The sequence below is a fragment of the Paraburkholderia humisilvae genome, from assembly GCF_902859855.1.
Taxonomy (GTDB): domain Bacteria; phylum Pseudomonadota; class Gammaproteobacteria; order Burkholderiales; family Burkholderiaceae; genus Paraburkholderia; species Paraburkholderia humisilvae.
This window is the reverse complement of the sequence record NZ_CADIKH010000016.1, coordinates 19,971-44,749: the sequence shown is the minus strand read 5'-3', so window position 1 is coordinate 44,749 and position 24,779 is coordinate 19,971. Positions and strand designations below refer to the sequence as shown.

Below are 24,779 nucleotides of genomic sequence, written 5' to 3'. Positions count from 1 at the left end.
TGCTCCCCCTATGGGCGCCGGGCGCGAGCCTAAGCTGCGGTCTTGAGCGGCGTCGGCGACCCGCCCGCCACGTCATGCGCGGCAATGGCCAGCGCAAGCGGTGGATTCAGGCTGTCGATCATCGAACTCGGAATCAGGATGGTCGCGCCGCGCTCCTTGGTTGTTTCATAGATGATATTCATTGCGCGCAATTGCAGCGCCCCTGGGTGGTTTTCGTAGACCCGGGCAGCGTCGACGAACTTTGCGGCAATTTCCGCTTCGGCGGAACCAAGGATCACACGAGCCTGCTTTTCGCGTTCGGCCTGGGCCTGCCTCGACATCGCGTCCTGCAAGGCCACCGGAATCGCAACATCCCGGATCTCTACCGAACGAACCGTGATGCCCCAGTCCGCAATCTTGCCGCCTATTTCATCGCGCAAGTGTGCATCGGCGGCCCGACGATCCGACAGAAGCGAAGCCAGCATTGAGGAGCCGATCATCTCGCGCAACGACGTCTGCGCGACACGGTCGATTGCTTGCCGGTAATCCGTGATGGCGAGCGCCGCTTTTTGTGCATCATGCACGTGCCAGAAGATAATCGCGTCGACGTTGACGGGGACCGTATCTTTCGTCAGCGCCTGCTCGGCATTAAACGCTGTGGTCTGGACACGCTCATCAATGATGGCGACCACGCTGTCCAGCACCGGAATGATCAGGAAAAGTCCCGCACCTCTAACGCTCTGAAGTTTCCCGACACGCAGGATGACGAATTTTTGCCACACGTTGGCGACTTTCACCGACGCGGCGACGAGGATGGCAACGAGAAAAATCGGGGGCGCGAGATAGACATCGACCCATCGACCGACCGCGACTGCGATCAGCGCGATTGCGATGGAAAGAGAAAGTGTGATGGGATTCATGGTCAATGCTCCGTATCGCAGATAGCGGTCACCGCGCGTGCATACCGGAAGGTGGCTGGCCCACTGTGCGCGCTGCTACGGCGAAAGTCGGTACGGTGGCGGACGGCTTTCGTGACCGTCGGCGCGTAACATCGCGAGAAGGCGCGTAATCGGCTTACGCCAGTCCAGCGGCTACTGTGTTGTCTTGAGCAACGTCGGCGCGCTGCCAGTGTGTCTCGACAACAAGGTGATCCGCATGGTTACCGATTGCGATGTGACGGTCCGTGGCGTCGCCGATGCGCGTGATGTGGGTCGAATGACGGTGCGCGAGGCAAGGTCGGCTGATGTCTTTTTTGCTTTGAAGACGATCCCGTTCCGACCGGGGCGGCGCACAATCGGCGTCCGACGCACACGGAGAGTTTCATGAACCGCTTGATCACATACCGCGGCTTCGAGATTCATGTCGAGCTAACTCCGGCTGCAGAGGATATGTTCGACGTGACCTTCCAGATAAAGGGCAGCGAGAATATTGAAGTCCTGGGCGCACGGCGTGCCCGCATAAAACTGCGTAACGGCCCATTCAGTCGGCGATGGGCATACCTCATCGCGGAAGTGGCCGGGCAGGCGGCAATTGACCTTCTGCTTGGCCCCACGGACTGACCGTATGGTTTTCCCCGTAGCCTACGATCGTCTTTATGATTCAATGCGGGCCTTCTTCGCCCCCCTTCTCGCCGGATTGCGTGATAGTTGTGGGGCGACATTGAATCAGCGGCAGGCCATACATAGATAGCGAAGGTGTCGAGGCAAGCCGTCCGTCGCTATTCCAACGCACGCTCCAGATCCGGGATAACCCCTGGCGCACTCCACTCCACCCCACCCACGCGACGCGCAAAGGCGCCCGGCGTCCGGTGCGCTCGCAACCGGACAACCGTCGTTCACCTGAAGTGATTACGAAACGTCACCGCCGCAATCACCGCGACGCAAGGAATCAGCAGCAACGCGCCCCAAGGCAATTCGTTGCGCTCGACGATCACAAACCAGTACAGCCAGCCTGCCCCCAAGGCGAGCGTCGCAAGCCCGATAACCCAGGTCAGTGCGTATAGCGTCGCGTTCGACGGTTTTTTGGGTGTTTTCGGATGGTCAGGAGTGGCTGGCATCGTATTTTCGTCGCTTCAAAAGGTTTGTCCGCGGCCGGACGTATCCCGTTCGGCCGCACACAACATTAAAAGATTACCCGAATTACCTGTCACCCAGCTATCGTGGCACGCACCCATGTGCGCAAAAGCCGCGCTCACCCACACTTCGCTTTTTCCGAAGCTCCACTTCCGCCTTTGCAGGTTTATCCGATCGCATGCATCCGCGAAACTAGGCGCTCCCATCACTGCGGACCTGATCCGCGAAAGGAATCAAGTCATGCGTACCTATCCCCGTAACAGCCCCGAAGCCGCCGCGCGTATCGTCGCGCTCGCGTTGACCGCGGACGGACACGTCTGCAGTTCGGAAGACCGCGCGCTCGACCGGCTCAACGTATCGCGCGAACTCGGGCTCGCACCCGGCGAATTTCCCGGCATCGTCCAGGCGCTCTGCGAAGACCAGTTGCTTGGGCCCGCATCATGGGCCGCACCGGCGGGCGACCTCGAAGACGATGCGCTCACGACGCTGATGGCCGAAATCGACGACCCCGCGCTACGCCGCAAGGTAATGCGGCTGTGTCTTGCGGTCGCCGTCGCCGACGACTATCTCGCCGACGGCGAAATCGCGCTGCTGGCCGCGATGCTGGACGCATGGCGTCCGCACCGCACGACGATCGCAATCTAACGCACCGGGCCGCGCCCTCAGTCCTTGCACGCCCTTCATGCGCGCGGCGCGGCCAGCACCTGCAAGGCAAGCGGGTGATGCTGGCCGCGCCGCGACCGTATCGCGTGAATCTCCTCCGCGACACCCTCCGCGCGCGCCAGCCAGCGCAGCCCGCGCATCAGCGACAGGTCCTCCGCGCCCAGCTCCGCCAGCGGAAACACACCGAGCCCGCGCGCCGCGAACACGGCCATCAGCGCGCTATCTTCGAACTCGCCGACGATCTTCGGCCGGATGCCCGCGGACTCGAACCACCGGTCGAGCCGCGCGCGCAGCGCCGCGTGGCCGGTCGGCAACAGCACCGGCAGCTCCGCGAGGCAGGCCGGAAAACTACCCTTGACGGTCTTGCGCACCAGCGCAGCCGGTCCGTACCAATCGACCGGCGACTCAACCAGACGCTCGCTGAACACGCGCAGGTCGCTGTTATGCGGCGCCGGCTGGCACGCCAGCACCAGATCGAGCCGATGCTGCGCGAGCTCCGCAAGCAGTTCGCCGTGCTCGCCCTCGTGGCACAGCAGCCGCAGCGCGGGCGTATCGAGCACCGGCGCGAGCAGCGCGTGCGCGGCAAGCTTCGAGATGCCATCGGACAGCCCCACCGCGAGCCGCGCGGCCGGTTCGCTGGCCGCCTCGCGCACTTCTTCGACCAGCGTCGCACCAAGATGAAAAATCTGCTCAGCGCGCCCGAACGCCGCCTGCCCTGCTTCGGTCATCGTCACGCCGCGGCCGGCGGGCTTCAGCAACTGGCGGCCCATCGCCTTCTCGAGTTCGCGGACCTGCGCGCTGATCGTCTGCACGGCCATATCGAGGCGCTCCGCCGCACGGGCAAAGCCGCCCTCCTTCACCACGACCCAAAAATAATACAGATGGCGAAAGTTGAGCATACAGACCTCGCTTCGAAAAAACCGATGTCGAACTGCGATTATCTCTGATTTCTCCGAAGCACAAGGCAGCGGATGATCGCACCTGTCGCACCACTCGACTCACCCTCTCTTTCGACTGCGAACTTCCATGGACTATCTGCTCGCTCTTGCCGCCGACCCCACCGTATGGGCGGCACTCGTCACGCTCGTCGTGATGGAGGTCGTGCTCGGCATCGACAACCTGATCTTTATCTCGATCCTCAGCAACAAGCTGCCTGCCGCGCAGCGCGACCGCGCGCGCCGCATCGGCATTCTGCTCGCACTCGTGATGCGACTCGGGCTGCTGTCGACGGTCGCATGGATCGCGCGCCTGACCGAACCCGCGTTCGATCTGTTCGGACACGGGTTCTCGTGGCGAGATGTGATCCTGATCTCCGGCGGTCTCTTTCTCGTCTGGAAAGCGACGCGCGAGATGCACCACCACGTCGCACGTGACAGCACCGCTGAACACACCGCCAGCGCGGCCGGCACACTGACCGCGTGGGCGGCCATCAGCCAGATCCTGCTGCTCGACCTCGTGTTTTCGGTCGACAGCATCATCACCGCGGTCGGCATGACGCAGCACGTGCCGATCATGTTTATCGCGGTGATCGCCGCGGTCACCGCGATGCTGTTCGCCGCCGGACCGCTGTCGCGCTTCATCGAACGCAACCCGACCGTCGTGATGCTCGCCCTCGCGTTCCTGCTCGTGATCGGCATGGCGCTAATCGCCGAAGGCTTCGGCACGCATGTGCCGAAGGGTTACATCTACGCCGCAATGGGGTTCTCCGCGTTCGTCGAGGGCATGAACATCCTCGCGCGGCGTGCCAGGGCGCGGCCTGCAGCCCGTGGTCGCGAAAGTGCGGAATTTTCGAAGTAAAGACTCGACTTATCCAGATTCTTTCGCACCGCGCTCCGCGCTACATTGAACCCATCGGAAGCGCTAACGAATGCGCAAAGGAGCAACGAAATGAAATGCCCCGTCTGCAAAACGCCTGACCTGTTGATGACCGAACGCCAGTCGATTGAAATCGACTACTGCCCGAGCTGCCGCGGCGTCTGGCTCGACCGCGGCGAGCTGGACAAGCTCGTCGCACAGATGAACGATGCGTCGCCGGCACGTGCCGAAGCGCAGCCTCGCAGCGATCATGCACCGGCGCCCCAGCGTGCACGGCCGCACCACGACAGCGAGCGGCGCCACGACGAGCACCCGCGCGGCGATTACCGACACGACAACGACAGGCACGGTAACTACCGGTCCGAACACGGCGGATACAGGAAGAAACGCTCGCTGTTCGACATCTTCGATTTCGACTGACCTCGCGCGTCGCATCACGCCCACCCGTTGGCGCGACGACCGTCGCGCCACGCAAACCAGACGGACTTTCAGGCTCTCAGGCTCTGGCCGCCAGGCCCTCGGAATGGCTAGAGCTCTTTTTGGCCGGCGCAAGCCGGCCTCTTTTTTTGTGGCACGTAGACGCATGCGGCAGCACGCGGCGCAACGCCGGTAACCGGTAATCCGCCAGCGCCCGCTTGTCGCACCGACCCCGATTCCCGTGCGTTTCGAGAACTTCAGTGCACTGAAGAAAGTCGCATCTATTTTCGGCGGACAGAATGCGGGCAAGCGAAATCGCGGCCGGCCGCGTGGCACGACTCGCCTGCGCACGACCGTCGTTCTGTCGTCGCTCATCCCAACGTGCGCGGCACGTGCAACGAACCGCGCCATTTCCAAGAGGATCAAACTGTGAAATTCCCGGTTCAGAAGCTGTTCGCGCCACGTTCACTCGCCGCCTGTCTGGCCGTCGCTGCGTCCGTTGTCAGCGCGGCAGCGATCGCGCAAAGCACGCAGTCCACCGAACATCCGACCCGTGCGAGCATCCGCAAGGCGAACCACCGTCTCGAACATAACGTGCGCATCGCACTGACACACGCCAAAATACCTGACGCCGATATCCGGATCGTCGCGCGCAGCGGCAAGGTCACGCTGGACGGCACGGTGCCCGACCAGGACATGGTGCAGCCCGCCGGCGAGGCAGCAGGCACGGTGGCCGGCGTCACGTCGGTGCAGAACCTGCTGACGATGCGCGAAGCAGGGCACTAAGCAGGGCTTTAAGCAGGACAGCAAGCTGGACACGACGGCCCTAGACCAACCGCATCAGCCGCAATCGCTCACACGCCGGTTGCGGCTCTCCCGACATTCAATTTCCAGCGCCGACCATCATCGCGTCGGCCGGCATGACTCGATCAGCCCGCCGCGCGCGAGCCGTGCGATCGCGCGCGGCATACCCAGCGCGCAGCTTATCGAATTCGACGAGGCGGGTCACCTCGTCTTTTCCGAGGAACGCGAGACGTCGCTCGAGGTGGTGACCGGGTTTTTGACCGCGCACGCGTCCGGCGCATAAGCTCGCGACCGGCACACCACCGCGCGATGCAGCAAGAGCAAGCGTCCTTCCACAAGAACGTCGGGCAGTCTCACCCCGTGATCGGCCTGGCCATCTCGGTCGTCGCACCCCACCCGAGGCCGGCATAGAGGTCGCGCCCCGCGTCGGTCGCATGAAGAATCGCATACTGCACGCCGCGCTTCGCGAATTCCGCGTCGGCCAGTTGCATCAGTTCGCGTGCGAGCCCCCGTCGGCGATACGCAGGCTCGACATAGACGTTCAGCACATAACCGCGCTGGTCCGACGCCGGATGCGACGGATGCGGCGGCCAGTCGATCAGCATCAGGCCGATGCCCGCAACCGGATCGTGACCGTCGGTCATCACATAACCGAAATAAGTGCGGTTGCGCAAACGCGGCCGCAGCCATTCGCGGAAATGCGCGGTCATCGTTTGCAGCACGGCTTCGTCGCGGCCGGCATCGCGAAACATCTGTTCGCGATGCCGGCAGACGAGTTCGAGATCCGCCTCTTCAAGCGCACGCACTTCCATTCGATGCCTCTCCCCGATGCAAGGACTTACGATTCGCGCGGCGCCGCGCTTTCCATCAAGTGTTCGGCGAGCAGATGCGCATGCGGCGTGAGCGCGGCGAAATCGCGCGCGCAAAGATGCAGCCGCCGCGCCGCCCACGGCTCGGATAGCGGCAGAATCACAAGACCCGGCCGCCGCAGGGTATCGGCCGACGCCTGCGACAGAATCGCGATGCCAATGCCCGCTTCGACCAGCATCCCGACATTGTCGAGACTGCGCATCTGAATCCGGTACTGCAACTGGCGGCCCAAGCGCGAAGCCCGTTCGGCCAGATGGGTTTCGAGCGCGGCATCCGACAGGCCGACAAACGGCTCATCGAGAATCTCGGCAAACGCAACGCATGCCCCGCCACTGACCCGATGCGACCGGTTTGCAACCACGACCAGTTGATCCTGCACAAGAAGATGCGTTTGCAACGAACCGAGATCCGCAATATCGGCGACGATGCCCAGATCCGCGCGCCCCTCAGCCAGCGCGGGAACGATTTCCGCGCTCGGCCGCTCGTCGAGATCGATCGACAGATCGGGATAACACGCAAGAAAACGGCTCACGTGCGGCGGTAGAAACGCGGCCAGCGCGGCGGTATTGGACAGCAGGCGGATGCGTCCTTTGAGGCCGGTCGCGTAAGGGCGCAGTTCGCCACGCATCTGTTCGACCTGTTCGAGAATCGCGCGTGCATGCCGCACCAGCACCGTGCCTGCGGGCGTCGCCTGCACGCCGCGGCGATTGCGTTCGAGCAGCGGCGCGCCGAGTGCGGCTTCCATGCCGGCAATGCGTTCGCTGACCGACGCGAGTGCGAGGTGCATCGCCTGAGCGCCTTGCGTGAGGCTGCCGCGTTCGACCACCGTCAGAAAAAGCCGCATATCGGTCAGGTCGAAACGCATGGGTTAGCTCTCCTCTGATTACAGGCGCGCATGCTCCGCATCGCGTCGCACTCTTCGATCGGCCTTTCGGCCCGCTTCGGTTTTGCCGAAGTCTAGCATTGGAAATGCCAGATTGTGACGGCATCGCTTCGTCGTTAGCATCGCCGGCATGCATTCACTTTTACTCGTTTCCACGGCGGGACTGCTAGCCGGCGCGATGAACGCATTGGCGGGCGGCGGCTCGTTTATCAGTCTGCCGGCACTGATCGCGGCCGGCGTGCCGCCGGTGCAGGCGAACGCATCGAGCACCGTGGCGCTGTTTCCCGGCGGGCTTGCGAGCGCATGGGCTTATCGTGAAGGACTCGGCGCTGGACTCGGTAACAGAGTCGGTGACGGACTCGCCCGTGGCCTCGGTAGTCGGTCGATCAAGCGCAGCGAGCAAACGAATGCGGTGAGCCTGCGCGCATTGCTGCTCACGACGCTATGCGGCGGCTTCGTCGGCGCCGCGCTATTGATGGCGACCTCGTCCGCCGCGTTTTCGTTCGTACTGCCATGGCTGCTGCTGCTCGCGAGCCTCGCGCTCGCGTTCGGCCGGCGTCTGGGCGAAGCGCTGCGCAGCCGCTGGCCGATCCGCGCACGCGCGGTACTCGCTGTGCAGTTCGCGCTCGGCATCTATGGCGGCTACTTCGGCGGCGCGGTCGGCATCATGATGATCGCGATGTGGGGACTGCTCGATACGCGCGACCTGAAAAGCCTGAACGCACCACGCACGCTGCTCGTCAGCGCCGCCTACGCAGTCGCGGTGCTGACCTTTATCGTCGCGGGCGCGGTGCGCTGGCCCGAGACGCTGGCGATGCTGACTGCCGCGGGTATCGGCGGCTACGCGGGCGCGCAGCTCGGTCGGCGCCTGCCCGCCGCTGTGATCCGCACAGGCACGCTGGCGCTGACCTTTTGCATCACGCTCGTATTCTTCGCACGCACCTACGCACCCGGACTGCTGCAACGCTGAGCGACGACGCGTGTCGCCCGGCCTTTGTCAATGTGGGGGACCATGATGACCGCGCTACTCGAAACGATCGGTTCGCTTGCCATTCTGGCGAGCATCGCGGCGAACCTGTCGACGCTGCGGCGCAAGCTGCGCCGGCGATAGCCGCAGGCCGGCCGCCAAACATAGACCGCGTCGAGCAAGCAATGCACCGCATCGCGAGCCGACGCGGCACACACCAGCCAAACACATAACAACCCGTAAACCGACGCGCTTCAAGTTTCGATCGAATTCGCCGATATAGGTATTCAGCGCGGTCACCCGCTTCCGAAGATTTTTCGCGAGCGTACGCAAGCTTACGCGCGTCTTTCGTCGGCGCTTTTCCGATCGCTCGCCATAACACACTGCATTAAATACACGATACTTCGATACGTCGCACGATGACGCGGCCGGTCAAAGCCCTACTCCTTCTGTGCGTCACGGTACTCGGCGTGGCGCACACCGCGCGCGCGGCACCGACGGTCGACGCGCCCAATCTGCCCGGCGCGCCGCTGAACGAACGCGTGCTGACCGTGCCGGTCGACGACGCAACGCCGCCTGTGCGCCTGCAAGTGACGATCTTTATGCCGGCGCGCGGCGGACCGTTTCCGCTCGCGCTGGTCAATCACGGCGCATCACACGATCCGGCGAATGCACCACGCGTCGCGGACCAGTTCATCCCTTACTACTTCCTGTCGCGCGGCTATGCGGTCGCAATGCCGATGATGCGCGGCTATGCGGGTTCCAGCGGCCATTGGCGTCCGCATGGCTGCGATGTGAGCGCAATCGGGCTCGACGCGGCGCGCGATATCCGCAAGGTGCTCGACGTCGTGAAGCAGCAGCCGGGCATCGATGCATCGCATATCGTCGTCGCGGGCAAAAGCATGGGCGGCTGGAACACGCTCGCGTTCGGCTCGCTGAACCCCGCCGACGTGAAAGGACTGCTCGACTTCGCCGGCGGCGTCAAGGAAGGCGACTGCGAGACGCCGGACGCGAGCCTGATCAGCGCCGCCGCGCAACTGGGCGCACGCACGCGCTTACGGTCGATCTGGTTTTACGGCGACAACGATTCGATCTTCGCAACCGGGACCTGGCAGCAGATGTACACGCGATATACGGCCGCGGGCGGCCGTGCGGAACTGGTCGACTACGGCGCGTTCCAGAGGGATGCGCATGCGATGACGGCGTCCGGCGCCGGCCTGCCGCTATGGGTGCAAAAGGCCGATGCGTTCCTGCGCAGCATCGGCATGCCAGGCAGCGAAACCAATCCGGAATATCTGCCCGGCCACGCACCCGCGTCGACCGCCTACGCGAACGTAAACGATCTGAGCGCGATTCCCTATCTGAGCGACGACCAGAAAGGGAAGCTCTACCGCGAGTTTCTTGCCGCACCGCTGCCACGCGCCATTGCGATCGGCATGTCAAACGGGTCGCTGACCTATGGCGGTTTCGATCCGGCCAACCGTGCACTGAAGCGCTGCTACGAAATCGCGCAGTATTGCCAGCTGTACGCGGTGGACAACACCGTCGTCTGGCCGCGGCTTGCCGCCGCGCCGCCGGCCACGAAGTTCGCGCCGCTTGCCGAAATATCGGCCGTTCCCTATCTGAACCCCCAGGGCCGCGCCGCATACGGCAAGTTCCTCGCGATGCGCCGGCCGCGCGCGTTCGCGATCGCACCGGACGGCGCATGGGGTGCGTCGTCGGGACTGGACCCGATCAACAGCGCGCTCGTTCAATGCGCGAATGGACACGCGGATTGCAAACTGTATGCGGTCGACAGCGACGTCGTCTGGAACGGCAAGTGACGCACGCGAGGAGCGCTGACAGTGCCGCTCGCGCGGCAATCATTGCGCGTTGCCAGAAAGCACCATTGAGGCTGGCGTGACGGCGGAACACGCTTGAACTTCTGTCAGGGGAATCATCGAAGCGGGCCGTTGTCGGAAGCATGCGCGCCGAAGCGCGAGCCGCGATCGCATACATTGCCGAGGACCCGCGATGAAACTCAGCCTTATCAAACGATTCACCCTGCTCACAGCGGCACTGGCGCTCTCGCATGTCGCGCGGGAAGCGGCCGCCAAGTCGATGAACCCGCCTGCCGCAAGCGAATCGAATGGCGTACCGATGGGGTCGATCAAGCAAGATGCGCGAAAAATGCTCGAAATGATTAGCGACGTGCGGTACACCGGTGAGGTGAACGCCGATTTCATCGCACAGATCGTTCTGCATCGACAGGACGCAATCGATCCCGCAGACGGCAACGCACCTACCGCGTCACCGACGAACCGCGTTTCGCGCCTGCGGCAGATTGCCGAACAGCTCGCCAGCGGGCAAGCAAAAGAAATCGAAGCGACGAAACCCGCGACTGGCACGACGCTACGGGCGTCGACGAAGGTGCGCGATCGGGCTCAATAGATGACGGTCACCCGGTAAACGATGCCGCTCGGACAGCGGTGGAATACGAAATCGGCCTATCGGAGGCGAGCGGAGCGCAAGCCCGAACATGACGACAAGTGGGTCAGCCCACGTCGCCGTTGTCGATTTCCTTGCGCTCGCGCCGCTCTTCATTGCCGCGGCGCGCACGCAGCCGCTGGTGCGACAACCGTGCGATCACTTCGCCGGTGCTTGCACCAGCGGGAATTTCGTTACGAATCACCTTCGGCACCATCGGCAGACCTTTACGCTGCCGGCGCAGTGCCTTCGCGATGGCCGAGCGGCACTCCGGACCATGGCAATCCCATTCATCACGAATCTTCTCGCAGTAAGGGCACTTGTTCATAAGGCAGAGTCTAACCGCAAATTCTCAACCTTTCTGATGCATCGCGGCATTGGTCGTACCCCGATTAGCGGGTCGCGGATAGAGGGCCGCCCCGTGCGCGGACAATCATTTCCAGCCGCGCGCCGCCAATAGCCACGGCGCCGACGCCGGCATCGCATTGTCCCTCCCGGCGTGTTTCAAAAGCCGGTCCGGCAGCATATTAGTCATTCCTATCGAGAATAAAGCAGGATCGAAATGACGGTCCGCAGCCGGGATGGCTCGTGCATTGCTGCATCGACGCTTTATGGCAGTCCGGAACAAATGACTGTTTATGGGTCGTACAAAAATCATTCTTGTCACTAGTGTCAATGATTGACTATAGTACCGCTATCGCACGGCGTCGCATTGAAGGCCGCCCGATCGCACGGCTGGGGTTCGTTGCCCGGCCGCCCCGATATATCAAAGGAGATAGCAGTATGTCCGTACAAACAGCCAAGCAACCGGACCAAAGCGCCGTTCCCTATCAGCTTGCACAACCGCCGTTGATGTCGCCCGACCTTGTGCTCAAGGGTGCCCTCGACAGCTGGCTCGAAGACGACAACCTGTGGGTACCCAGCACGCCGACCGTGTCATTCAAGCCGCTGATGCTCAACACAAGCCAGGGATATTTCGTCAATCTGCTGCGCGTGCGCAAATCAGGCGTGGTGTCGCGGCACCGTCATGCGGGCTCGGTTCATGCGCTCGTGCTGAAGGGCCGTTGGTACTACCTCGAGCATGATTGGGTCGCCGAGCAAGGTTCGTACGCTTTCGAGCCTCCGGGCGAAACGCACACGCTTTTCGTACCCGAAGATGTCGAAGAAATGATCACGTGGTTTCACGTGACCGGCGGCTATACGTATGTCGATCCGCAAGGCGTTGCGCTCGGTTACGAAGACGTGTTCACGAAACTCGACCTCGCGCAGCGTCACTACGAATCGATCGGGCTCGGCGCGGACTACGTCAGGCAGTTCGTACGCTAAGCCGCTCGCGATTGCCAAGGAGACTTAATCAAATGGAACGAAAATCTGTCGAAGTGGACGGCATTGCCGCCAGTTATCTGACCGCGGGCACCAGCGGACCTGTGCTGTTGCTGCTGCACGGCACGTACTGGAGCCGGGTCTGGCAACCGGTGCTCGAAGACCTCGCGGCCGCGGGCCTGCGGCCGATCGCCGTGGACCTACCCGGACTCGGACGTTCAGACGGCGAGCTCGACGTCGAGCACGCGTCCGTGCCGGCACTCGCCGCATGGGTTACGCGCTTTCTGCGAGCGCTCGCGATCGACGGCCCCGTGTATGTGGCTGGGCACGACATCGGCGGCGGGATTGCGCAGCAGCTGCTTGTCGATGGCCAGATTGAAGTGAGCCGCCTCGCGCTCGTCAACGCTGTGATGTTCGACTCATGGCCGGCCCCAACGGTCGCGCGCTTCCGCGACCCGGCGGTCGCGGCGGTCACCACGCCTGACGATATCCTCACCGCGCGCCGCGCGTCCGTTATCGCGGGACTCGCGCGGCCGGCGTCCGAGCAGGAAATCGCCGAATACCTGGACCCTTGGACCGACCCGCGTGTCGCGCGCTCGTGGCTGTCGCTGGCGCGCGCGGCGGACAACCGCTACACGCTCGATCTGGTGCCGGCGCTGCGCGCGTCGCCGGTGCCGAAGCTGCTGGTCTGGGGCGAAGACGATACCTTTCAGCGCGTCGAGTATGCGGAACAGTTCACACGAGACATTCCTCACACGACACTCGTGCGGATTGCCGCGGCCGGCCATATTCCGACCGAAAACAATCCGCAAGCGGTCGCACGCGCGCTGATCGCGTTCTTCGCTTGACCCGAAGTTATTGAAAATCGATGCAACGCCGGCGGGCGCACGGGGTTTCATGCACCGACCCCGCGGCACCCAGCCGAGCACAAACCCGATAGCGGGATGCGTTATGATCGTCGCGGCAGGCACCGGAACGCGGCACACCATAGCGCATAAGCCGATATCGGGGAGTGGCAATGAGTAAACGCGACCCCGCGTTGCACCGCATTCAGTCCGCAGAAATGACGCCCACGCGCCGGCGGCTGGTGCTCGTCGTCACGCTGCTCGCGCTCGCTGCGCTCGGCTGGGCGGCGTGGTCCATCGTCGAGCCGGCGCTCCATAGCCGCATCGTGATCACGACCGGCGCCGACGAAGGCATTTACCGCGGTTTCGCGGACCATTACGCACCGATCCTGAAACGCAAAGGCATCACGCTCGATATCCGTCCATCGTCGGGCGCCGTCGAAAATTATCAACGTCTCATCGATCCGAACAGCGTCTACGAAGTCGGTTTTATCCAGTCCGGCACGATCCGTCCGAAAGACACAGACAATTTGCAGACCATCGCGGCGGTTTCGTATGAACCGATCTGGGTGTTCTATCGCGGCGCCACGACAGTCGACCGGCTATCGCAGTTGCGCGGCAAGCGGATTTCAATCGGCGTGCCAGGCAGCGGGCTGCATAACGTATCGCAAGTGCTGCTCGGCTTGGCCGACGTCACCCACGACAACTCGACGCTTGTCGAACTGGATGCGAACAACGCGTATCAGGGCCTCGAAAACGGCACGCTCGACGCCGCGTTCTTTATCGGCCGGCCCGATGCGCCGATGCAGCAAACGCTGCTGAACAGCAACCTGAAGCTGATGAACTTCGTGCAGGCCGACGCGCTGGTGCAGAAATTCCCATCACTGGCGAAAATCGTGTACCCGCGAGGCGCCACCAGCATCGCGAAAGATCTGCCGCCCGCCGACGTCACGCTCGTTGCCGCGACCGCCCAGCTGGTCGCGAAAGACACGCTGCATCCGGCGCTGGTCTATGTGCTGCTGGAGGCCGCGAAGACCGTGCATGGCGGCGAAGACTACTTCACGCCGGTCGGCGTGTTCCCGAATCTGAACACCGCCGAGTTCCCGATCGCCGACGAAAGCGTGCGCTATTTGAGGTCCGGCCCGCCGTTTCTGCAGCGATACCTTCCGTTCTGGCTCGCCAGCTTTATCGAGCGGCGCCTGCTGATCCTCGTGCCGTTCCTCGCGGTGCTCGTCGGCCTGCTGCAAGCGTTGCCGCGCATGCTCGAGGCGCGCATCAAGAAGCGTCTGGTCGTCTGGTACCGCGAGCTCAAATCGCTCGAAGACGAGATCTGGATAACCACGCGGCCGAGCTCCGAGCAAATCGCACAATGGCGCGATGAAATCGAAAGCATCGATGCGCATGCGGGGCAAATCCGTTTACCGCAGAAATACTTTCAGGATGTTTACGCTCTCAAGCAGGCCATTGCGGTCGTGCGCAACCGGATCACCCAGATTGCCGCACACGCTTCGCAAGCGACGCAATAGCGTCCGCCTTCCGCCGCTGCACCGCACATCGGTGCGGGCACCGCAGACAGCCATTCGCAAGTGTCTCGCACGATTGTTCAGAAAACCGCGATTGTGATTTGCGTGCCTGTCTCTATCGTCGCCCCGCCGAACTGGCCTACATTCAATCCCAACGCTCCTGCTGTTGCTTCAAGGGCAGCGAGGCAACGTGAATCGGAAGATGAGGTGATGCAATGGTCAAATATGTCGAAGCGATCGGACTGCTCGGCGCACTGGTGGTGTATCTGGTACCGTCACTCGAAGCGGATGCGCGCGAACATCGTCACGCGTTCGCGATTACGCTGGTCAATGTGTTTCTCGGCTGGACCGTGATCGGCTGGTTCGCGGCATTGCGCGCAGCGCGCACGCCCGATGGCGCGCAGCGGCTGTCGCAGATCGCACAGAAAGCGCGGCTCGCGGTTGCGCGCGCGACGATCGACAAGCTGGTTGCGCATGCGCACCATCGCACGGTGTTTCAGCCGCGTTTCGTTGAGGTACGCGTGACGAAGGTTCGCGTCGCCCAAACACGCAGTGCGGAGCAATGCGACTGCACGCGAAAATAGACGGCGAACTGCACGCCGCGCAACGGCGTGTTGCGGTAAATGCGTAGAGAGGCGAATTGCGGTCGGCGAGTGTTGGCTCCCGACCGCTTTTTTCGCATGGCCGCTTCACGGGTCAGGCCTCGTCGCCGTGCATCGTTCCTTTAAGGCTGCAAGCTTCAAGCACGACACTCAGCAGAGAGTCCATTCATTGACGATAATCGGACGCTTCGTCTACCCACGCAGACTGACGTCCGATGCAAATCGCCTCCGATACACCGCGCGCGTCCCCCGCTTTCCTGCTTGTCGCGCTCGCGTTCATCATCAACATGATGGGCACGACGTTACCGACCGAGGTCTACCGCTATTACCAGGCAGCCTATGGGTTCAAACCCGTCACCATCACGGTGATCTTCGCGGTCTACGCGTTCGGTGTACTAGGCGCGTTGCTGCTGGTCGGCAACTGGTCCGATCAACTGGGCCGCAAACGGATGCTGACCTGCGGGCTTGGCGCATCGGCCGCATCGGCACTCGTGTTCCTGATTAGCTCGAGCCTGCCTGAACTGATGGTGGCCCGCCTGCTATCCGGCGTGTCGGCAGGCATCTTCACCGGCACAGCGACCGTCGCGGTCATCGAAGCGGCGCCGGTAAGCTTGCGTCATGTGGCAACGCTCGCGGCGACCGCGTCGAACATGCTCGGTCTGGGCTGCGGCCCTGTTCTCAGCGGCCTGCTCGTCGAGTACCTGCCGGCGCCGATGCGCACGCCTTACGCGGTGCACCTCGCGCTGATCGGTATCGCATTGCTCGCGCTGCGCGGCGTGCCCGAAACCGCACCCATCCCGACCCACACAAAGTTGCGCATGCAACGTATTGCGCTGCCGCGCGCGGTGCGCGGCGCATTCGTGCCCGCCGCGCTATCGGGCTTCGCGGGCTTCGTCGTGGTCGGATTTTTCACCGCGGTGTCCCCTCAACTGATGCGCACCGTGCTCGGCTTTCAAAGCGACGTCGCGATCGGATTGGTCGTATTTCTGTTGTTCGCTTCGTCCGCCATCGGGCAAGCCGCGCAAAGCCTGCTGCCACCGTCATGGAGACAACCGGCCGGCTGCGTCGGCCTGATCGCCGGCCTGCTGCTGGTCGCATTCAGCACCCTCGCCGCAACCAGCAGCGCGCTGCTGGCGGGTACGGTGCTCGCCGGGCTCGGCCAGGGCGCGAGCTTTCGTGCGGGGCTCGGCGAACTGACCGCGCGCAGCCCGGCCGATGCGCGCGCCGGCGTGACGTCGGCGTACTTCGTCGTGCTCTATGTCGCGCTCTCGCTGCCGATCATCGGCCTTGGCATCGCGACGCAACGCACCGATATCCGGCACGCGACGCTGTTGTTTGCCGCAGCAACCATCCTGCTAGTGATCATCGCAATGGGATTCCTGTTGCTCGGCAGTCGCAACGCACAGGTCGATGCGAATGCGGCCCGGAAATGAGGATGCGCGAGCGGACCGACACAGCAGCGCCGTATTTAATCGGGTGCACGGAATAGGCCGCGCGGTCGAACGTTCTCGTCGGTATCGGGGTTCACCACCCGCACTACGACATTCATCGCCCGCGACCATGAAACTAGCCGACTTCGCCACTCCATCGTTCCTCGCCGACCCCTACCCGGTCTATGCGGCGCTGCGCGCCGAAGGCCCGCTCGTGCCGATTGCGCCGAACTCGATGATCTCCGGTCACTACGACATCGTCGACAAGGTGCTGCACGATCGCCACATGGTCCACAACTTCGAAGGGTCGGTGCGCAAGCGCTACGGCGACGACGGACTGAACCAGCCGGTGCTGCAAGGCCTTGGCCGGATGTTCCTGCTGCTCAACCCGCCCGTGCATACACGGCTGCGCAGCCTGATGATGAAGGCGTTCAACGCGCGGCAGATCGAGTCGATGCGCGACATCGCGCATTCAACCGCGCAGCGCCTGATCGACGACTTCGCCAACCGTCGCAGCGTGGACCTCGTATCGGCCTACGCGAGGCCCTTTCCGATCGAAATCATTTGCCGGATGCTGAATGTGCCGGTCGAACACGCGGACAAGCTCGGCGACGCGATGGAGCATCTCGCGCGAATGCTCGATGCCGCGCCGGCCGACGCCGCGCAGCTCGCCGCATCGAACGATGCGTATCAGACACTCGAACGCTATTTCACAGAGGTCGTCGAAGCACGCCGCAAACAGCCGGGCACCGATCTGATCTCGATGCTGATCACGGTGGAAGAAGACGGCGAGACGCTCACGCAGGACGAAATTGTCGCGAACGTGATCCTGCTCTATCTCGCGGGTCACGAGACCACGTCGAACATGATCGGCAATGCGTTGATCGCGTTGCAGCGCCATCCGCAGCAGTTCGATGCACTCAAGCGAGATCTAACCAGGCTGCCGAACGCGATCATGGAGTGCCTGCGCTTTGACGGGTCCGTGCAACTGGCCGGCCGCACCGCCAGTGAAGACACCGAAATCGCCGGCATTGAAGTGCCGCGCGATACGCTCATCTATTTGTCGCTCGGCGCGGCGAACCGCGATCCGGCCAGGTTCGATCATCCGGATCAGCTCGATATCGGCCGCGAGCTGCCGCGCGTGATCACGTTCGGCGGCGGCGTGCATCACTGCCTCGGCTATCGCCTCGCGCTGCTGGAACTCGAGACCGCACTCGGCGTGCTGCTGGCGCGACTGCCCGATCTCGCGATCGACGGCGTCGACGATCTGCGCTGGAACGGCCGCACCAGCCTGCGCGGCGTCGCATCGCTGTCCGCGCACTGGTAGGCCAGCGCACGCGGCGCACGGAAGGCATCAGAAAGGCAGGCGGGCGATAATCCGTCCTCACGCCCTTTCACGGGCCTTTCTTTTGCGCCAGTCCGCTCGCCGCCCATGACGCCGTCCTCCGATTCACCGCGCAACGACGCCCACCACTTCCAGGCCGCCGTCCTGCTGTTCTCGCACCGGCGCTTCGCCGACGCGCTGAGCGTGCTGCAACCGATCCTGCAGCAGAGCGAAGCCAGCCCGACGCGCGCCTCGGCGCTCAATCTGGCGGGCGTCTGCGCGCTCAACCTCGGACAACTGAACGACGCCGAACAGTACTGGCGGCGCGCGCTCGAAGACAAACCCGACTACGCGGAGCCGCACTGCAACCTCGGCAGCCTGTTCAGGCGGCTCGAGCGCGTACCGGAAGCGGAAGCGAGCTTTCGCGCGGCGCTCGCGCACCGCGCGGACTACGTCGATGCGCACTACAACCTCGGGCTGCTGCTGCATCGCGCCGGCCGTCTACCGGAGGCGGAGGCCGCGTACCGCGACGCCATCGCGCTGAGCCCGAAGCTCGCGACCGCGCACAACAACCTTGGCGCGCTACTGCACGCACAAGGCCGCCACGACGAAGCGCAGGCCGCGTATGTCGAGGCGCTCGCCGGCAACCCGGAATACGGCGAAGCGTATGTGAATCTCGGCAAACTGCTGATCGACCGCGACCGGCTCCAGGAAGCGGAGGTGATCATCCGGGCCGCGCTGGTCGCTCAGCCGGAGCTCGTGCCCGCCCATCATCATCTCGGCTCGCTGCTGAACCTGCTCAAGCGCTTCGATGAAGCGGAAGTGTCGCTACGCCATGCGCTAACGCTTGCACCGCATACGCCGGAGATTCACACGAGCCTCGCGAGCACGCTGATCGAAAGCGATCGCTACCTCGACGCCGAAGCGGCTTGCCGCACCGCACTCGCGTTTCGCGACGACGATCCCAACGCACTTCACACGCTCGGCATCGCGCTGAACCGACAGGGCCGCACCGGCGAAGCCGAAGCCGCCTACCGACGCGCGCTCGACATTCAGCCCGACCATGCGGCCGCGCGGTTCGGTCTCGCCGCGCTGCTGCTACAGGCGCAACGCTATGAAGAAGGCTGGCCGCTATACGAAGCGCGTCACGAACGAGGCGACGCACAGAAGCGCGCCAGCGCGCCCGACGTGAGCTGCCCGCGCTGGCGAGGCGAACCGCTGCACGGCAAATCGCTGCTGATCTGGCTCGAGCAGGGCTTCGGCGACGCGCTGCAATTCGGCCGCTATATCGCGTCGCTGAAGGCACAAGGCGTCGCGCACCTCGCCTTCGCGTGTCCACCCGCGCTAAGCCGGCTGTTCGCGAGCGTCGACGGCGTCGATGCGGTACTCGATACGCACGCGGCGGTCGCCCAAGGACAGTACGACTACTGGACCTTTCTGCTCAGCGTGCCGGGCCTGCTGCACGACAAGACGATCCCGCCCGCGCGATTCATCACGCTTGATGCCGGCCTCGTCGACCATTGGCGCAGCCGGCTCGACGGTCTCGCCGGGTGCAAGATCGGTCTGGTCTGGAAAGGCAACGCGAAGCACGTGAACGACCACAAGCGCTCGCTGCCGTCGCTTGAAACGCTCGCTCCGCTGTGGGGGCGCGCGGACACCCGCTTTGTCAGCCTGCAAAAAGGCGCCGCCGAGGACGAAGTGAACTTCGCCCCGGCGGACCGGCCGATCCTGCCGCTCGGCGCCGAGATGACGGACTTCGCGGATGCGGCGGCGGTCGTCGCGCAGCTCGATCTGGTGATCAGCGTCGATACGGCCGTCGCGCATCTGGCCGGCGCGCTCGGCAAGCCCTGCTGGGTGATGCTGCCCGCCACCGACAATGAATGGCGCTGGACGCGCGCACCCACCGGGCCGGCGTCGCCGTGGTATGCGGATAACATGCGCGCGTTCCGGCAGACGCAGCCGGGCAACTGGGCGCAGGTGGTTGACGCGATGCGGGCGGCGCTGGAAGCGCGCTAACACCGGCGACGGATTTTCCCGGCTGGCCCGTTTAAGCATAGACAGAGCGAGCGCCGCTGATTCGCCCGAACCGACAGGGAGCCACCCAGATGAGCATCGAGACCGCGCAGGCGGCGCCGCCCCTGGTGCATGCGCATCCGCCACCGGCATCGCGCCCGCGCCTGTCGCCCACACGACGGCAGGCGCCACGGACCCTCACGCGGAGCGGCGCGCGTTGAGCGACGCCGAACGCGATCCGGACGCGGAACTGGTCGCCGGCGTGTCGCGCTCCGACCCGGCGGCCGTGCGCGCGCTGGTGGCGCGCAAGCTGCCGCGCCTGCTCGCGCTGGCGACACGGATGCTCGGAGACCGTATGGAAGCGGAAGACGTCGCGCAGGAAGCCTTCATGCGAATCTGGAAGCACGCGCCGCGCTGGCGAGAAGGCGAGGCCCGCTTCGACACCTGGCTGCACCGCGTCGCGATGAACCTGTGCTACGACCGCCTGCGCGCCACGCGGGACGAGCCCGTCGACGAACTGCCCGAGCGCATCGACCCCGGCCCGCCGCCCGACGCCCGCCTCGAAACGCAGGCCCGCAACGCGACCATGCGCGCGGCGCTCGCGGCACTGCCGGTGCGGCAGCGCGAAGCGATCGTGCTCCAGTATTACCAAGAGCTGTCCAACTTCGAAGCGGCCGCCGTGATGGGCATCACGGTCGATGCACTGGAAAGTCTGCTGGCGCGCGCCCGCCGCACGCTGCGCGCGTCGCTCGCGACGACGGTGGCCGTGCCCGCGCCCGCGTCATCGACGGGTCCGTTGAGCGCGCCGACGCCGACACCGCACGCGGCGCCCACACAGGCTGCCGCGCAGCACGCCCCTGACACACGCCCAAGGACATCCGATGACACCTGAACGATTCCGCACCATCATCGAAGCCTACGGCGCCGATGCGCGCCGCTGGCCGGCTGGCGAGCGCGACGCCGCGCTCGCGTGGGCCGACCAGCATCGCGACGAAGCCCACGCGCTGTTCGCGTCGTGCGCGCCCCTCGACGCGTGGCTCGCTGACGACGCGCCCGCGCTGCCGGACGCCGCGTTGATACAGCGCATCGTCGCGTCGGCGCCCGCGCCGCGCCGTGTATCGCCACGCGCGCGCGTCTGGTGGTCCGGCGCCGCGTTCGTCAGCGCGGGGCTCGCCGGCGCGCTGGCCGGCGCATTCGTCGTGTCGTTCGCGATGCTCGCGAACCACCCGTCGCCACACGCGACGCTGGACGCGCCGCCGCTTGCGACCAGCTTCGACGGCAGCCCGTCGGATTGGAGCGGCGAATGAACGGACGCTCGCTGACATGGGCGCTCGCGGCGTCGCTGGTGCTCAATGTCTTCCTGCTTGGCGCGATCGCGGGCGGCACCTATCAATGGTTCGCAAGCCGCCCTCACGCAACCGGCGGCGCGGTGCAAACGCAGACACAGACACAGACACAGCCGCACGCGTTACGCTACGCCGCGAATGAACTCTCCGACGAACGCCAGCAACAATTCGCGCAAGCGTTGCAGGAAGCGCGCCGCGCTAGCCGCACATGGATTCGTTCCGGCCGCGACGCGCGGCGCGATGTGCTGCGTCTGGTCGGCGAAGCGCAACTGGACCGCCCGGCGCTCGACGCGGCGCTGGCCCGCGCACGCAACGCGGACGAGGCATTGCGCGCGCGTGTCGAGCAAAGCGTCGCCGACTACGCCGCGACGTTATCGCCACAGGAGCGTGCGCAGTTCGCCGACAGCCTCCGCGAACATGGTCAATGGCGGCAACCGGCGCCGAAGCAACCAGCTAGCCAATAAATTTTCCGCGGTAGCGACGGATTCGCGCACGGCATCCGTTTAACGCACATATCCGACGCTCTGAGGAATCCCGATGAACGATTCAGCAGCCGATCACGCCACCGCCATCGCGCTGAACCGCTTTGGTCTCGGCGCGGTCGCGAACGAGCCCGCGCCGGCCGACCCGAAAGCCTGGCTGCTCGCGCAGTTCGACCACTACGACGTACGGCCGGCCGCATGGTCGAATGAGCCTGATTCGGCCACGCTTGTCACCGGATTTGCGCAGCGGCGCCGTGCGTTGCGCGACATGCGCAAACAGGGCAAAGATGACGCAGCGGCGAGTCAAACGGACGCGCAGGCATCGGGGGCGATGACCACCGCGAACGGCGCCGCAAGCGGCGCGTCGAACGCCACCGCGCAAACGGCCGCCCAGGACGCGCGCAAAGCGCTACGCGCGGACATCGTCGCCACGTACCGCGACGCGGTGAACGCACGCGTATCAAGCGCACTGAACACGCCAACGCCGTTCGTCGAACGCCTCGTGCACTTCTGGGCGAACCACTTCGCGGTATCGACTGAAAAGCCGCAGGTCGCGGTGCTGGCCGGCGCATTCGAAGCCGAAGCGATTCGCCCGCACGTGCTCGGCCGCTTCGAAGACATGCTGATCGCGGTCGAGCGCCATCCGGCGATGCAGCTGTTCCTCGATCAGACCAACTCGGTCGGACCCGACAGCATCGCCGCGATGCGTGCCGCACAGCGCAACCCGGCGCGTCCGCGTGGACTCAACGAGAATCTCGCGCGCGAGATCATGGAACTGCATACGCTCGGTGCGCGCAGCGGCTATACGCAAGAAGACGTCACCGAGTTCGCCCGCGCGCTGACCGGCTGGAGCATCGCGCTGCCTCAGGCCCGCGACGGCGGCAACCATGCGGGTAACAACGGGGTCAACAGCGCGGTCAATAACGCGGGCGCCCCCGGCCACTTCGTGTTCCGCACCGCGCTGCATGAACCCGGCGCGCGCACCGTGATCGGACGCCGCTACGACCAGAGCGGCGAGGCGCAGCCGCTGGCGATCCTGCACGATTTCGCGTCATCGCCTGCCACCGCGCATCACGTGGCGGACAAGCTCGCGCGCCACTTCGTCTCCGACACGCCGCCGCCGGCCGTGGTCGCACGGCTCGCGGATGCATTCACGCGCAGCGGCGGCGATCTGCCGACCGTCTATCGCGCGCTGATCGATTCGCCCGACGCATGGTCGCCGGTCGCCGCCAAATTCAAGTCGCCTTGGGAATGGACGATCTCGGCGATGCGTGGGCTCGGCTGGCAGGACCTCGGCAATCTGCAGAGCGCACCGCTTTTCACCCAGCTCGGCCAGCCGGTCTGGCGGCCCGGCTCGCCCGCTGGCTACGACGACGTCGCGGCAAGCTGGGCGTCGCCCGACGCGCTGCTGCGCCGTGTCGAACTTGCGCAGCGACTCGCGTCGCGCGTCGGCGACCAGCTCGATGCGCGCGCACTCGGCGAACAGCTGTTCGCGGGGTCGCTCAGCGCACCGACCGCGAGCGCGGTGTCGCGCGCTGAAAGCGCGTCGACGGCGCTCGCGCTGCTCTTCGTGTCACCCGACTTCCAGCGGAGGTAAGCATCGTGATGTCCCGCCGTCGTTTCATCCACGTCACGGCCGCCGGCGCGAGCGCGCTGCTGGTCGCACCGCGTATCGCATTTGCGCGGGCCGACACCGAACGCCGCTTCGTGTTCGTCATTCAACGCGGCGCCGCCGATGGGCTCAATATCGTGGTGCCGTACGGGGACCCCGCCTACGCATCGCTGCGCGGCGCGCTCGCGATCGACCCGGCCAGTGCGACGAAGCTCGACGGCTTGTTCGCGCTGCATCCGTCGCTCGCGGAGACCGCGAAGATGTACACGGCGCGCGAGGCGCTGTTCGTGCACGCAGTCGCGTCGCCGTATCGTGACCGCTCGCACTTCGACGGCCAGAACGTGCTCGAGACCGGCGGCCGCGCGCCGTATCAGGTGAAGGACGGGTGGCTGAACCGGCTTGCCGGCCTGTTGCCGCCGGGACCCGATGCGATCGCGTTTGCACCGTCGGTGCCGATGGCGCTGCGCGGCAAGACGGCGGTGACCTCCTACGCGCCGTCCGCGTTACCGCCGGCGCAGGACGACCTGCTGATGCGCGTCACGCAGCTCTATCAGCACGACGCGCAATTGCGGCCGTTGTGGGAGGCCGCGACCGCGACGCGTGCGATGGTCGGCGATGCGAGCACGCGCGCCCGCCAGGACGCGGGCGCGCTCGGCAAGTTCGCCGCAGGGATGCTCGCACGTGACGACGGTCCACGCATCGCGATGATCGAAACCGCCGGTTGGGACACACATAGCGCGCAAACGCAACGGCTTGCCGCGACGCTGAAGGGCCTCGACGCGCTGCTCGCCGCGCTGCGCGAGGGGCTCGGTCCGCAATGGACGCACACGACCGTGCTAGTCGCAACCGAGTTCGGGCGCACGGCGGCCGCGAATGGCACCGGCGGCACCGATCACGGCACCGCATCGGCCGCGATGCTGATCGGCGGCGCAGTGGCCGGCGGGCGGGTGATCGCCGACTGGCCCGGGTTGCGTCCCGCCGACCTGTACGAAGGGCGTGACCTGAAACCGACCGCGGCGCTCGATGCGTTGATCGCCGGCGCCGCCGCGGAAAGTCTGCGGCTCGATCCGCGACGCACCGCCGCTGCGTTGTTCGGGCAGACGGCGATGGCGAATCGACCGGTTGAAGGGCTCGTGCGCGCGTGACGGGCGACGCGTACACGTCCACGCGCATCGGCGACGTCGACATCCACATCGACATCCACATCGGCTCGCTGCGCAACGCGGCGGCCGGGCTGCTCACTGCCCGCGTTTTTCTGGCTGGTTAGAATCGGCTGCCCAGCATCCCGTCTGTCGGCGTACGTCCTCCGCCAGCCGCGCGCCGGGGCCGACCACCCGTTTCGA

General features: G+C 65.0%; 27 protein-coding genes and 1 pseudogene. 22 read left to right on the top strand and 6 right to left on the bottom strand.

Annotation, left to right across the window (positions count from 1 at the left end; all coding sequences use genetic code 11):
- Positions 1-29 precede the first annotated feature (29 nt).
- Entirely contained in the window at positions 30-899 is an 870-nt protein-coding gene (locus tag HV796_RS18275; RefSeq protein ID WP_175227898.1) for a slipin family protein, read from the bottom strand.
- 402 nt (positions 900-1,301) lie between these two features.
- Between HV796_RS18275 and HV796_RS18270 the strand changes: the two genes are divergently transcribed.
- The gene (locus HV796_RS18270) at positions 1,302-1,538 is read left to right on the top strand and encodes a hypothetical protein (RefSeq protein WP_175227897.1); all 237 of its coding nucleotides are present in this window, start codon (positions 1,302-1,304) and stop codon (positions 1,536-1,538) included.
- Positions 1,539-1,813: 275 nt separating this feature from the next.
- Here the strand turns inward: HV796_RS18270 and HV796_RS18265 are convergent, their stop codons facing one another.
- Positions 1,814-2,035 (bottom strand): hypothetical protein, encoded by a 222-nt coding sequence (locus HV796_RS18265; RefSeq protein ID WP_175227896.1) that lies wholly within the window; start codon positions 2,033-2,035, stop codon positions 1,814-1,816.
- Positions 2,036-2,291: 256 nt separating this feature from the next.
- On the opposite strand from HV796_RS18265, the gene HV796_RS18260 reads away from it, so the two are divergent.
- Positions 2,292-2,696: a TerB family tellurite resistance protein gene (locus HV796_RS18260; RefSeq protein ID WP_175227895.1), complete on the top strand. Its 405-nt coding sequence runs from the start codon at positions 2,292-2,294 to the stop codon at positions 2,694-2,696.
- Between the two features lie 35 nt (positions 2,697-2,731).
- Here HV796_RS18260 and HV796_RS18255 read toward each other — a convergent pair whose 3' ends face one another.
- Positions 2,732-3,613 (bottom strand): LysR family transcriptional regulator, encoded by an 882-nt coding sequence (locus tag HV796_RS18255; RefSeq protein ID WP_175227894.1) that lies wholly within the window; start codon positions 3,611-3,613, stop codon positions 2,732-2,734.
- A gap of 127 nt (positions 3,614-3,740) precedes the next feature.
- Between HV796_RS18255 and HV796_RS18250 the strand changes: the two genes are divergently transcribed.
- The 4 genes from HV796_RS18250 to HV796_RS18235 all read left to right on the top strand — a co-directional run bounded on the left by HV796_RS18250 (position 3,741) and on the right by HV796_RS18235 (position 6,033).
- Positions 3,741-4,511 carry a TerC family protein gene (locus HV796_RS18250; RefSeq protein WP_175227893.1) on the top strand — a complete coding sequence of 257 codons (771 nt, stop codon included), beginning with the start codon at positions 3,741-3,743 and terminating at the stop codon, positions 4,509-4,511.
- Between the two features lie 90 nt (positions 4,512-4,601).
- Entirely contained in the window at positions 4,602-4,949 is a 348-nt protein-coding gene (locus HV796_RS18245; RefSeq protein ID WP_175227892.1) for a TFIIB-type zinc ribbon-containing protein, read from the top strand.
- A gap of 426 nt (positions 4,950-5,375) precedes the next feature.
- Positions 5,376-5,732 (top strand): BON domain-containing protein, encoded by a 357-nt coding sequence (locus HV796_RS18240; RefSeq protein WP_175227891.1) that lies wholly within the window; start codon positions 5,376-5,378, stop codon positions 5,730-5,732.
- 79 nt (positions 5,733-5,811) lie between these two features.
- Positions 5,812-6,033 carry an alpha/beta fold hydrolase gene (locus HV796_RS18235; protein WP_175227890.1) on the top strand — a complete coding sequence of 74 codons (222 nt, stop codon included), beginning with the start codon at positions 5,812-5,814 and terminating at the stop codon, positions 6,031-6,033.
- 70 nt (positions 6,034-6,103) lie between these two features.
- Here HV796_RS18235 and HV796_RS18230 read toward each other — a convergent pair whose 3' ends face one another.
- The gene (locus HV796_RS18230; RefSeq protein WP_175227889.1) at positions 6,104-6,562 is read right to left on the bottom strand and encodes a GNAT family N-acetyltransferase; all 459 of its coding nucleotides are present in this window, start codon (positions 6,560-6,562) and stop codon (positions 6,104-6,106) included.
- 26 nt (positions 6,563-6,588) lie between these two features.
- Positions 6,589-7,485: a LysR family transcriptional regulator gene (locus tag HV796_RS18225; RefSeq protein ID WP_175227888.1), complete on the bottom strand. Its 897-nt coding sequence runs from the start codon at positions 7,483-7,485 to the stop codon at positions 6,589-6,591.
- Between the two features lie 148 nt (positions 7,486-7,633).
- Between HV796_RS18225 and HV796_RS18220 the strand changes: the two genes are divergently transcribed.
- The 3 genes from HV796_RS18220 (at position 7,634) to HV796_RS18210 (ending at position 10,900) form a co-directional block, all read left to right on the top strand.
- Complete coding sequence (locus HV796_RS18220; protein ID WP_175227887.1) at positions 7,634-8,473, top strand: sulfite exporter TauE/SafE family protein; 840 nt, start codon at positions 7,634-7,636, stop codon at positions 8,471-8,473.
- Positions 8,474-8,940: 467 nt separating this feature from the next.
- Positions 8,941-10,293 (top strand): alpha/beta hydrolase family protein, encoded by a 1,353-nt coding sequence (locus HV796_RS18215; RefSeq protein ID WP_217477931.1) that lies wholly within the window; start codon positions 8,941-8,943, stop codon positions 10,291-10,293.
- A gap of 190 nt (positions 10,294-10,483) precedes the next feature.
- Positions 10,484-10,900 (top strand): hypothetical protein, encoded by a 417-nt coding sequence (locus tag HV796_RS18210; RefSeq protein ID WP_175227885.1) that lies wholly within the window; start codon positions 10,484-10,486, stop codon positions 10,898-10,900.
- A 103-nt stretch (positions 10,901-11,003) separates the two neighbouring features.
- On the opposite strand, the gene HV796_RS18205 is transcribed toward HV796_RS18210, so the two are convergent.
- On the bottom strand, positions 11,004-11,264 hold the full coding sequence (locus HV796_RS18205; RefSeq protein ID WP_175227884.1) for a hypothetical protein: 261 nt from the start codon (positions 11,262-11,264) through the stop codon (positions 11,004-11,006).
- Positions 11,265-11,719: 455 nt separating this feature from the next.
- Between HV796_RS18205 and HV796_RS18200 the strand changes: the two genes are divergently transcribed.
- The 13 genes and pseudogenes from HV796_RS18200 (at position 11,720) to HV796_RS45405 (ending at position 24,703) form a co-directional block, all read left to right on the top strand.
- A complete protein-coding gene (locus tag HV796_RS18200) occupies positions 11,720-12,262 on the top strand; it encodes a 2,4'-dihydroxyacetophenone dioxygenase family protein (protein ID WP_175227883.1) in 543 nt (180 codons plus the stop codon).
- A 32-nt stretch (positions 12,263-12,294) separates the two neighbouring features.
- The gene (locus HV796_RS18195) at positions 12,295-13,107 is read left to right on the top strand and encodes an alpha/beta fold hydrolase (RefSeq protein ID WP_175227882.1); all 813 of its coding nucleotides are present in this window, start codon (positions 12,295-12,297) and stop codon (positions 13,105-13,107) included.
- Positions 13,108-13,277: 170 nt separating this feature from the next.
- Positions 13,278-14,630: a TAXI family TRAP transporter solute-binding subunit gene (locus HV796_RS18190; protein ID WP_246355917.1), complete on the top strand. Its 1,353-nt coding sequence runs from the start codon at positions 13,278-13,280 to the stop codon at positions 14,628-14,630.
- 212 nt (positions 14,631-14,842) lie between these two features.
- Positions 14,843-15,211, top strand: coding sequence for a superinfection immunity protein (locus tag HV796_RS18185; protein ID WP_175227881.1), 369 nt, complete (start codon positions 14,843-14,845; stop codon positions 15,209-15,211).
- 233 nt (positions 15,212-15,444) lie between these two features.
- Entirely contained in the window at positions 15,445-16,662 is a 1,218-nt protein-coding gene (locus tag HV796_RS18180; RefSeq protein ID WP_175227880.1) for an MFS transporter, read from the top strand.
- Positions 16,663-16,789: 127 nt separating this feature from the next.
- Positions 16,790-17,986: a cytochrome P450 gene (locus HV796_RS18175; protein WP_175227879.1), complete on the top strand. Its 1,197-nt coding sequence runs from the start codon at positions 16,790-16,792 to the stop codon at positions 17,984-17,986.
- Between the two features lie 105 nt (positions 17,987-18,091).
- Positions 18,092-19,999: a tetratricopeptide repeat protein gene (locus HV796_RS18170; protein ID WP_175227878.1), complete on the top strand. Its 1,908-nt coding sequence runs from the start codon at positions 18,092-18,094 to the stop codon at positions 19,997-19,999.
- Positions 20,000-20,213: 214 nt separating this feature from the next.
- Positions 20,214-20,750 (top strand): annotated as a pseudogene (locus HV796_RS18165) (RNA polymerase sigma factor); the annotation flags it as partial.
- A 127-nt stretch (positions 20,751-20,877) separates the two neighbouring features.
- Positions 20,878-21,303, top strand: a complete 426-nt coding sequence (locus tag HV796_RS18160) for a hypothetical protein (protein ID WP_175227877.1) — start codon at positions 20,878-20,880, stop codon at positions 21,301-21,303.
- Positions 21,300-21,806 carry a periplasmic heavy metal sensor gene (locus HV796_RS18155; protein WP_175227876.1) on the top strand — a complete coding sequence of 169 codons (507 nt, stop codon included), beginning with the start codon at positions 21,300-21,302 and terminating at the stop codon, positions 21,804-21,806. Before HV796_RS18160 ends, HV796_RS18155 begins: the two co-directional genes overlap by 4 nt.
- 73 nt (positions 21,807-21,879) lie before the next feature.
- A complete protein-coding gene (locus HV796_RS18150; protein ID WP_175227875.1) occupies positions 21,880-23,421 on the top strand; it encodes a DUF1800 domain-containing protein in 1,542 nt (513 codons plus the stop codon).
- An 8-nt stretch (positions 23,422-23,429) separates the two neighbouring features.
- A complete protein-coding gene (locus HV796_RS18145; RefSeq protein WP_175228013.1) occupies positions 23,430-24,581 on the top strand; it encodes a DUF1501 domain-containing protein in 1,152 nt (383 codons plus the stop codon).
- On the top strand, positions 24,578-24,703 hold the full coding sequence (locus HV796_RS45405) for a hypothetical protein (protein WP_281369793.1): 126 nt from the start codon (positions 24,578-24,580) through the stop codon (positions 24,701-24,703). Before HV796_RS18145 ends, HV796_RS45405 begins: the two co-directional genes overlap by 4 nt.
- Positions 24,704-24,779 lie beyond the last annotated feature (76 nt).

Excerpts from the sequence above, each read along its gene's own strand:
- HV796_RS18275 (WP_175227898.1), bottom strand. The coding sequence starts at position 899 with ATGAATCCCATCACACTTTCTCTTTCCATCGCAATCGCGCTGATCGCA.
- HV796_RS18270 (WP_175227897.1), top strand. The coding sequence starts at position 1,302 with ATGAACCGCTTGATCACATACCGCGGCTTCGAGATTCATGTCGAGCTA.
- HV796_RS18265 (WP_175227896.1), bottom strand. The coding sequence starts at position 2,035 with ATGCCAGCCACTCCTGACCATCCGAAAACACCCAAAAAACCGTCGAAC.
- HV796_RS18260 (WP_175227895.1), top strand. The coding sequence starts at position 2,292 with ATGCGTACCTATCCCCGTAACAGCCCCGAAGCCGCCGCGCGTATCGTC.
- HV796_RS18255 (WP_175227894.1), bottom strand. The coding sequence starts at position 3,613 with ATGCTCAACTTTCGCCATCTGTATTATTTTTGGGTCGTGGTGAAGGAG.
- HV796_RS18250 (WP_175227893.1), top strand. The coding sequence starts at position 3,741 with ATGGACTATCTGCTCGCTCTTGCCGCCGACCCCACCGTATGGGCGGCA.
- HV796_RS18245 (WP_175227892.1), top strand. The coding sequence starts at position 4,602 with ATGAAATGCCCCGTCTGCAAAACGCCTGACCTGTTGATGACCGAACGC.
- HV796_RS18230 (WP_175227889.1), bottom strand. The coding sequence starts at position 6,562 with ATGGAAGTGCGTGCGCTTGAAGAGGCGGATCTCGAACTCGTCTGCCGG.
- HV796_RS18225 (WP_175227888.1), bottom strand. The coding sequence starts at position 7,485 with ATGCGTTTCGACCTGACCGATATGCGGCTTTTTCTGACGGTGGTCGAA.
- HV796_RS18220 (WP_175227887.1), top strand. The coding sequence starts at position 7,634 with ATGCATTCACTTTTACTCGTTTCCACGGCGGGACTGCTAGCCGGCGCG.
- HV796_RS18210 (WP_175227885.1), top strand. The coding sequence starts at position 10,484 with ATGAAACTCAGCCTTATCAAACGATTCACCCTGCTCACAGCGGCACTG.
- HV796_RS18205 (WP_175227884.1), bottom strand. The coding sequence starts at position 11,264 with ATGAACAAGTGCCCTTACTGCGAGAAGATTCGTGATGAATGGGATTGC.
- HV796_RS18200 (WP_175227883.1), top strand. The coding sequence starts at position 11,720 with ATGTCCGTACAAACAGCCAAGCAACCGGACCAAAGCGCCGTTCCCTAT.
- HV796_RS18195 (WP_175227882.1), top strand. The coding sequence starts at position 12,295 with ATGGAACGAAAATCTGTCGAAGTGGACGGCATTGCCGCCAGTTATCTG.
- HV796_RS18190 (WP_246355917.1), top strand. The coding sequence starts at position 13,278 with ATGAGTAAACGCGACCCCGCGTTGCACCGCATTCAGTCCGCAGAAATG.
- HV796_RS18185 (WP_175227881.1), top strand. The coding sequence starts at position 14,843 with ATGGTCAAATATGTCGAAGCGATCGGACTGCTCGGCGCACTGGTGGTG.
- HV796_RS18180 (WP_175227880.1), top strand. The coding sequence starts at position 15,445 with ATGCAAATCGCCTCCGATACACCGCGCGCGTCCCCCGCTTTCCTGCTT.
- HV796_RS18175 (WP_175227879.1), top strand. The coding sequence starts at position 16,790 with ATGAAACTAGCCGACTTCGCCACTCCATCGTTCCTCGCCGACCCCTAC.
- HV796_RS18170 (WP_175227878.1), top strand. The coding sequence starts at position 18,092 with ATGACGCCGTCCTCCGATTCACCGCGCAACGACGCCCACCACTTCCAG.
- HV796_RS18160 (WP_175227877.1), top strand. The coding sequence starts at position 20,878 with ATGACACCTGAACGATTCCGCACCATCATCGAAGCCTACGGCGCCGAT.
- HV796_RS18155 (WP_175227876.1), top strand. The coding sequence starts at position 21,300 with ATGAACGGACGCTCGCTGACATGGGCGCTCGCGGCGTCGCTGGTGCTC.
- HV796_RS18150 (WP_175227875.1), top strand. The coding sequence starts at position 21,880 with ATGAACGATTCAGCAGCCGATCACGCCACCGCCATCGCGCTGAACCGC.
- HV796_RS18145 (WP_175228013.1), top strand. The coding sequence starts at position 23,430 with ATGTCCCGCCGTCGTTTCATCCACGTCACGGCCGCCGGCGCGAGCGCG.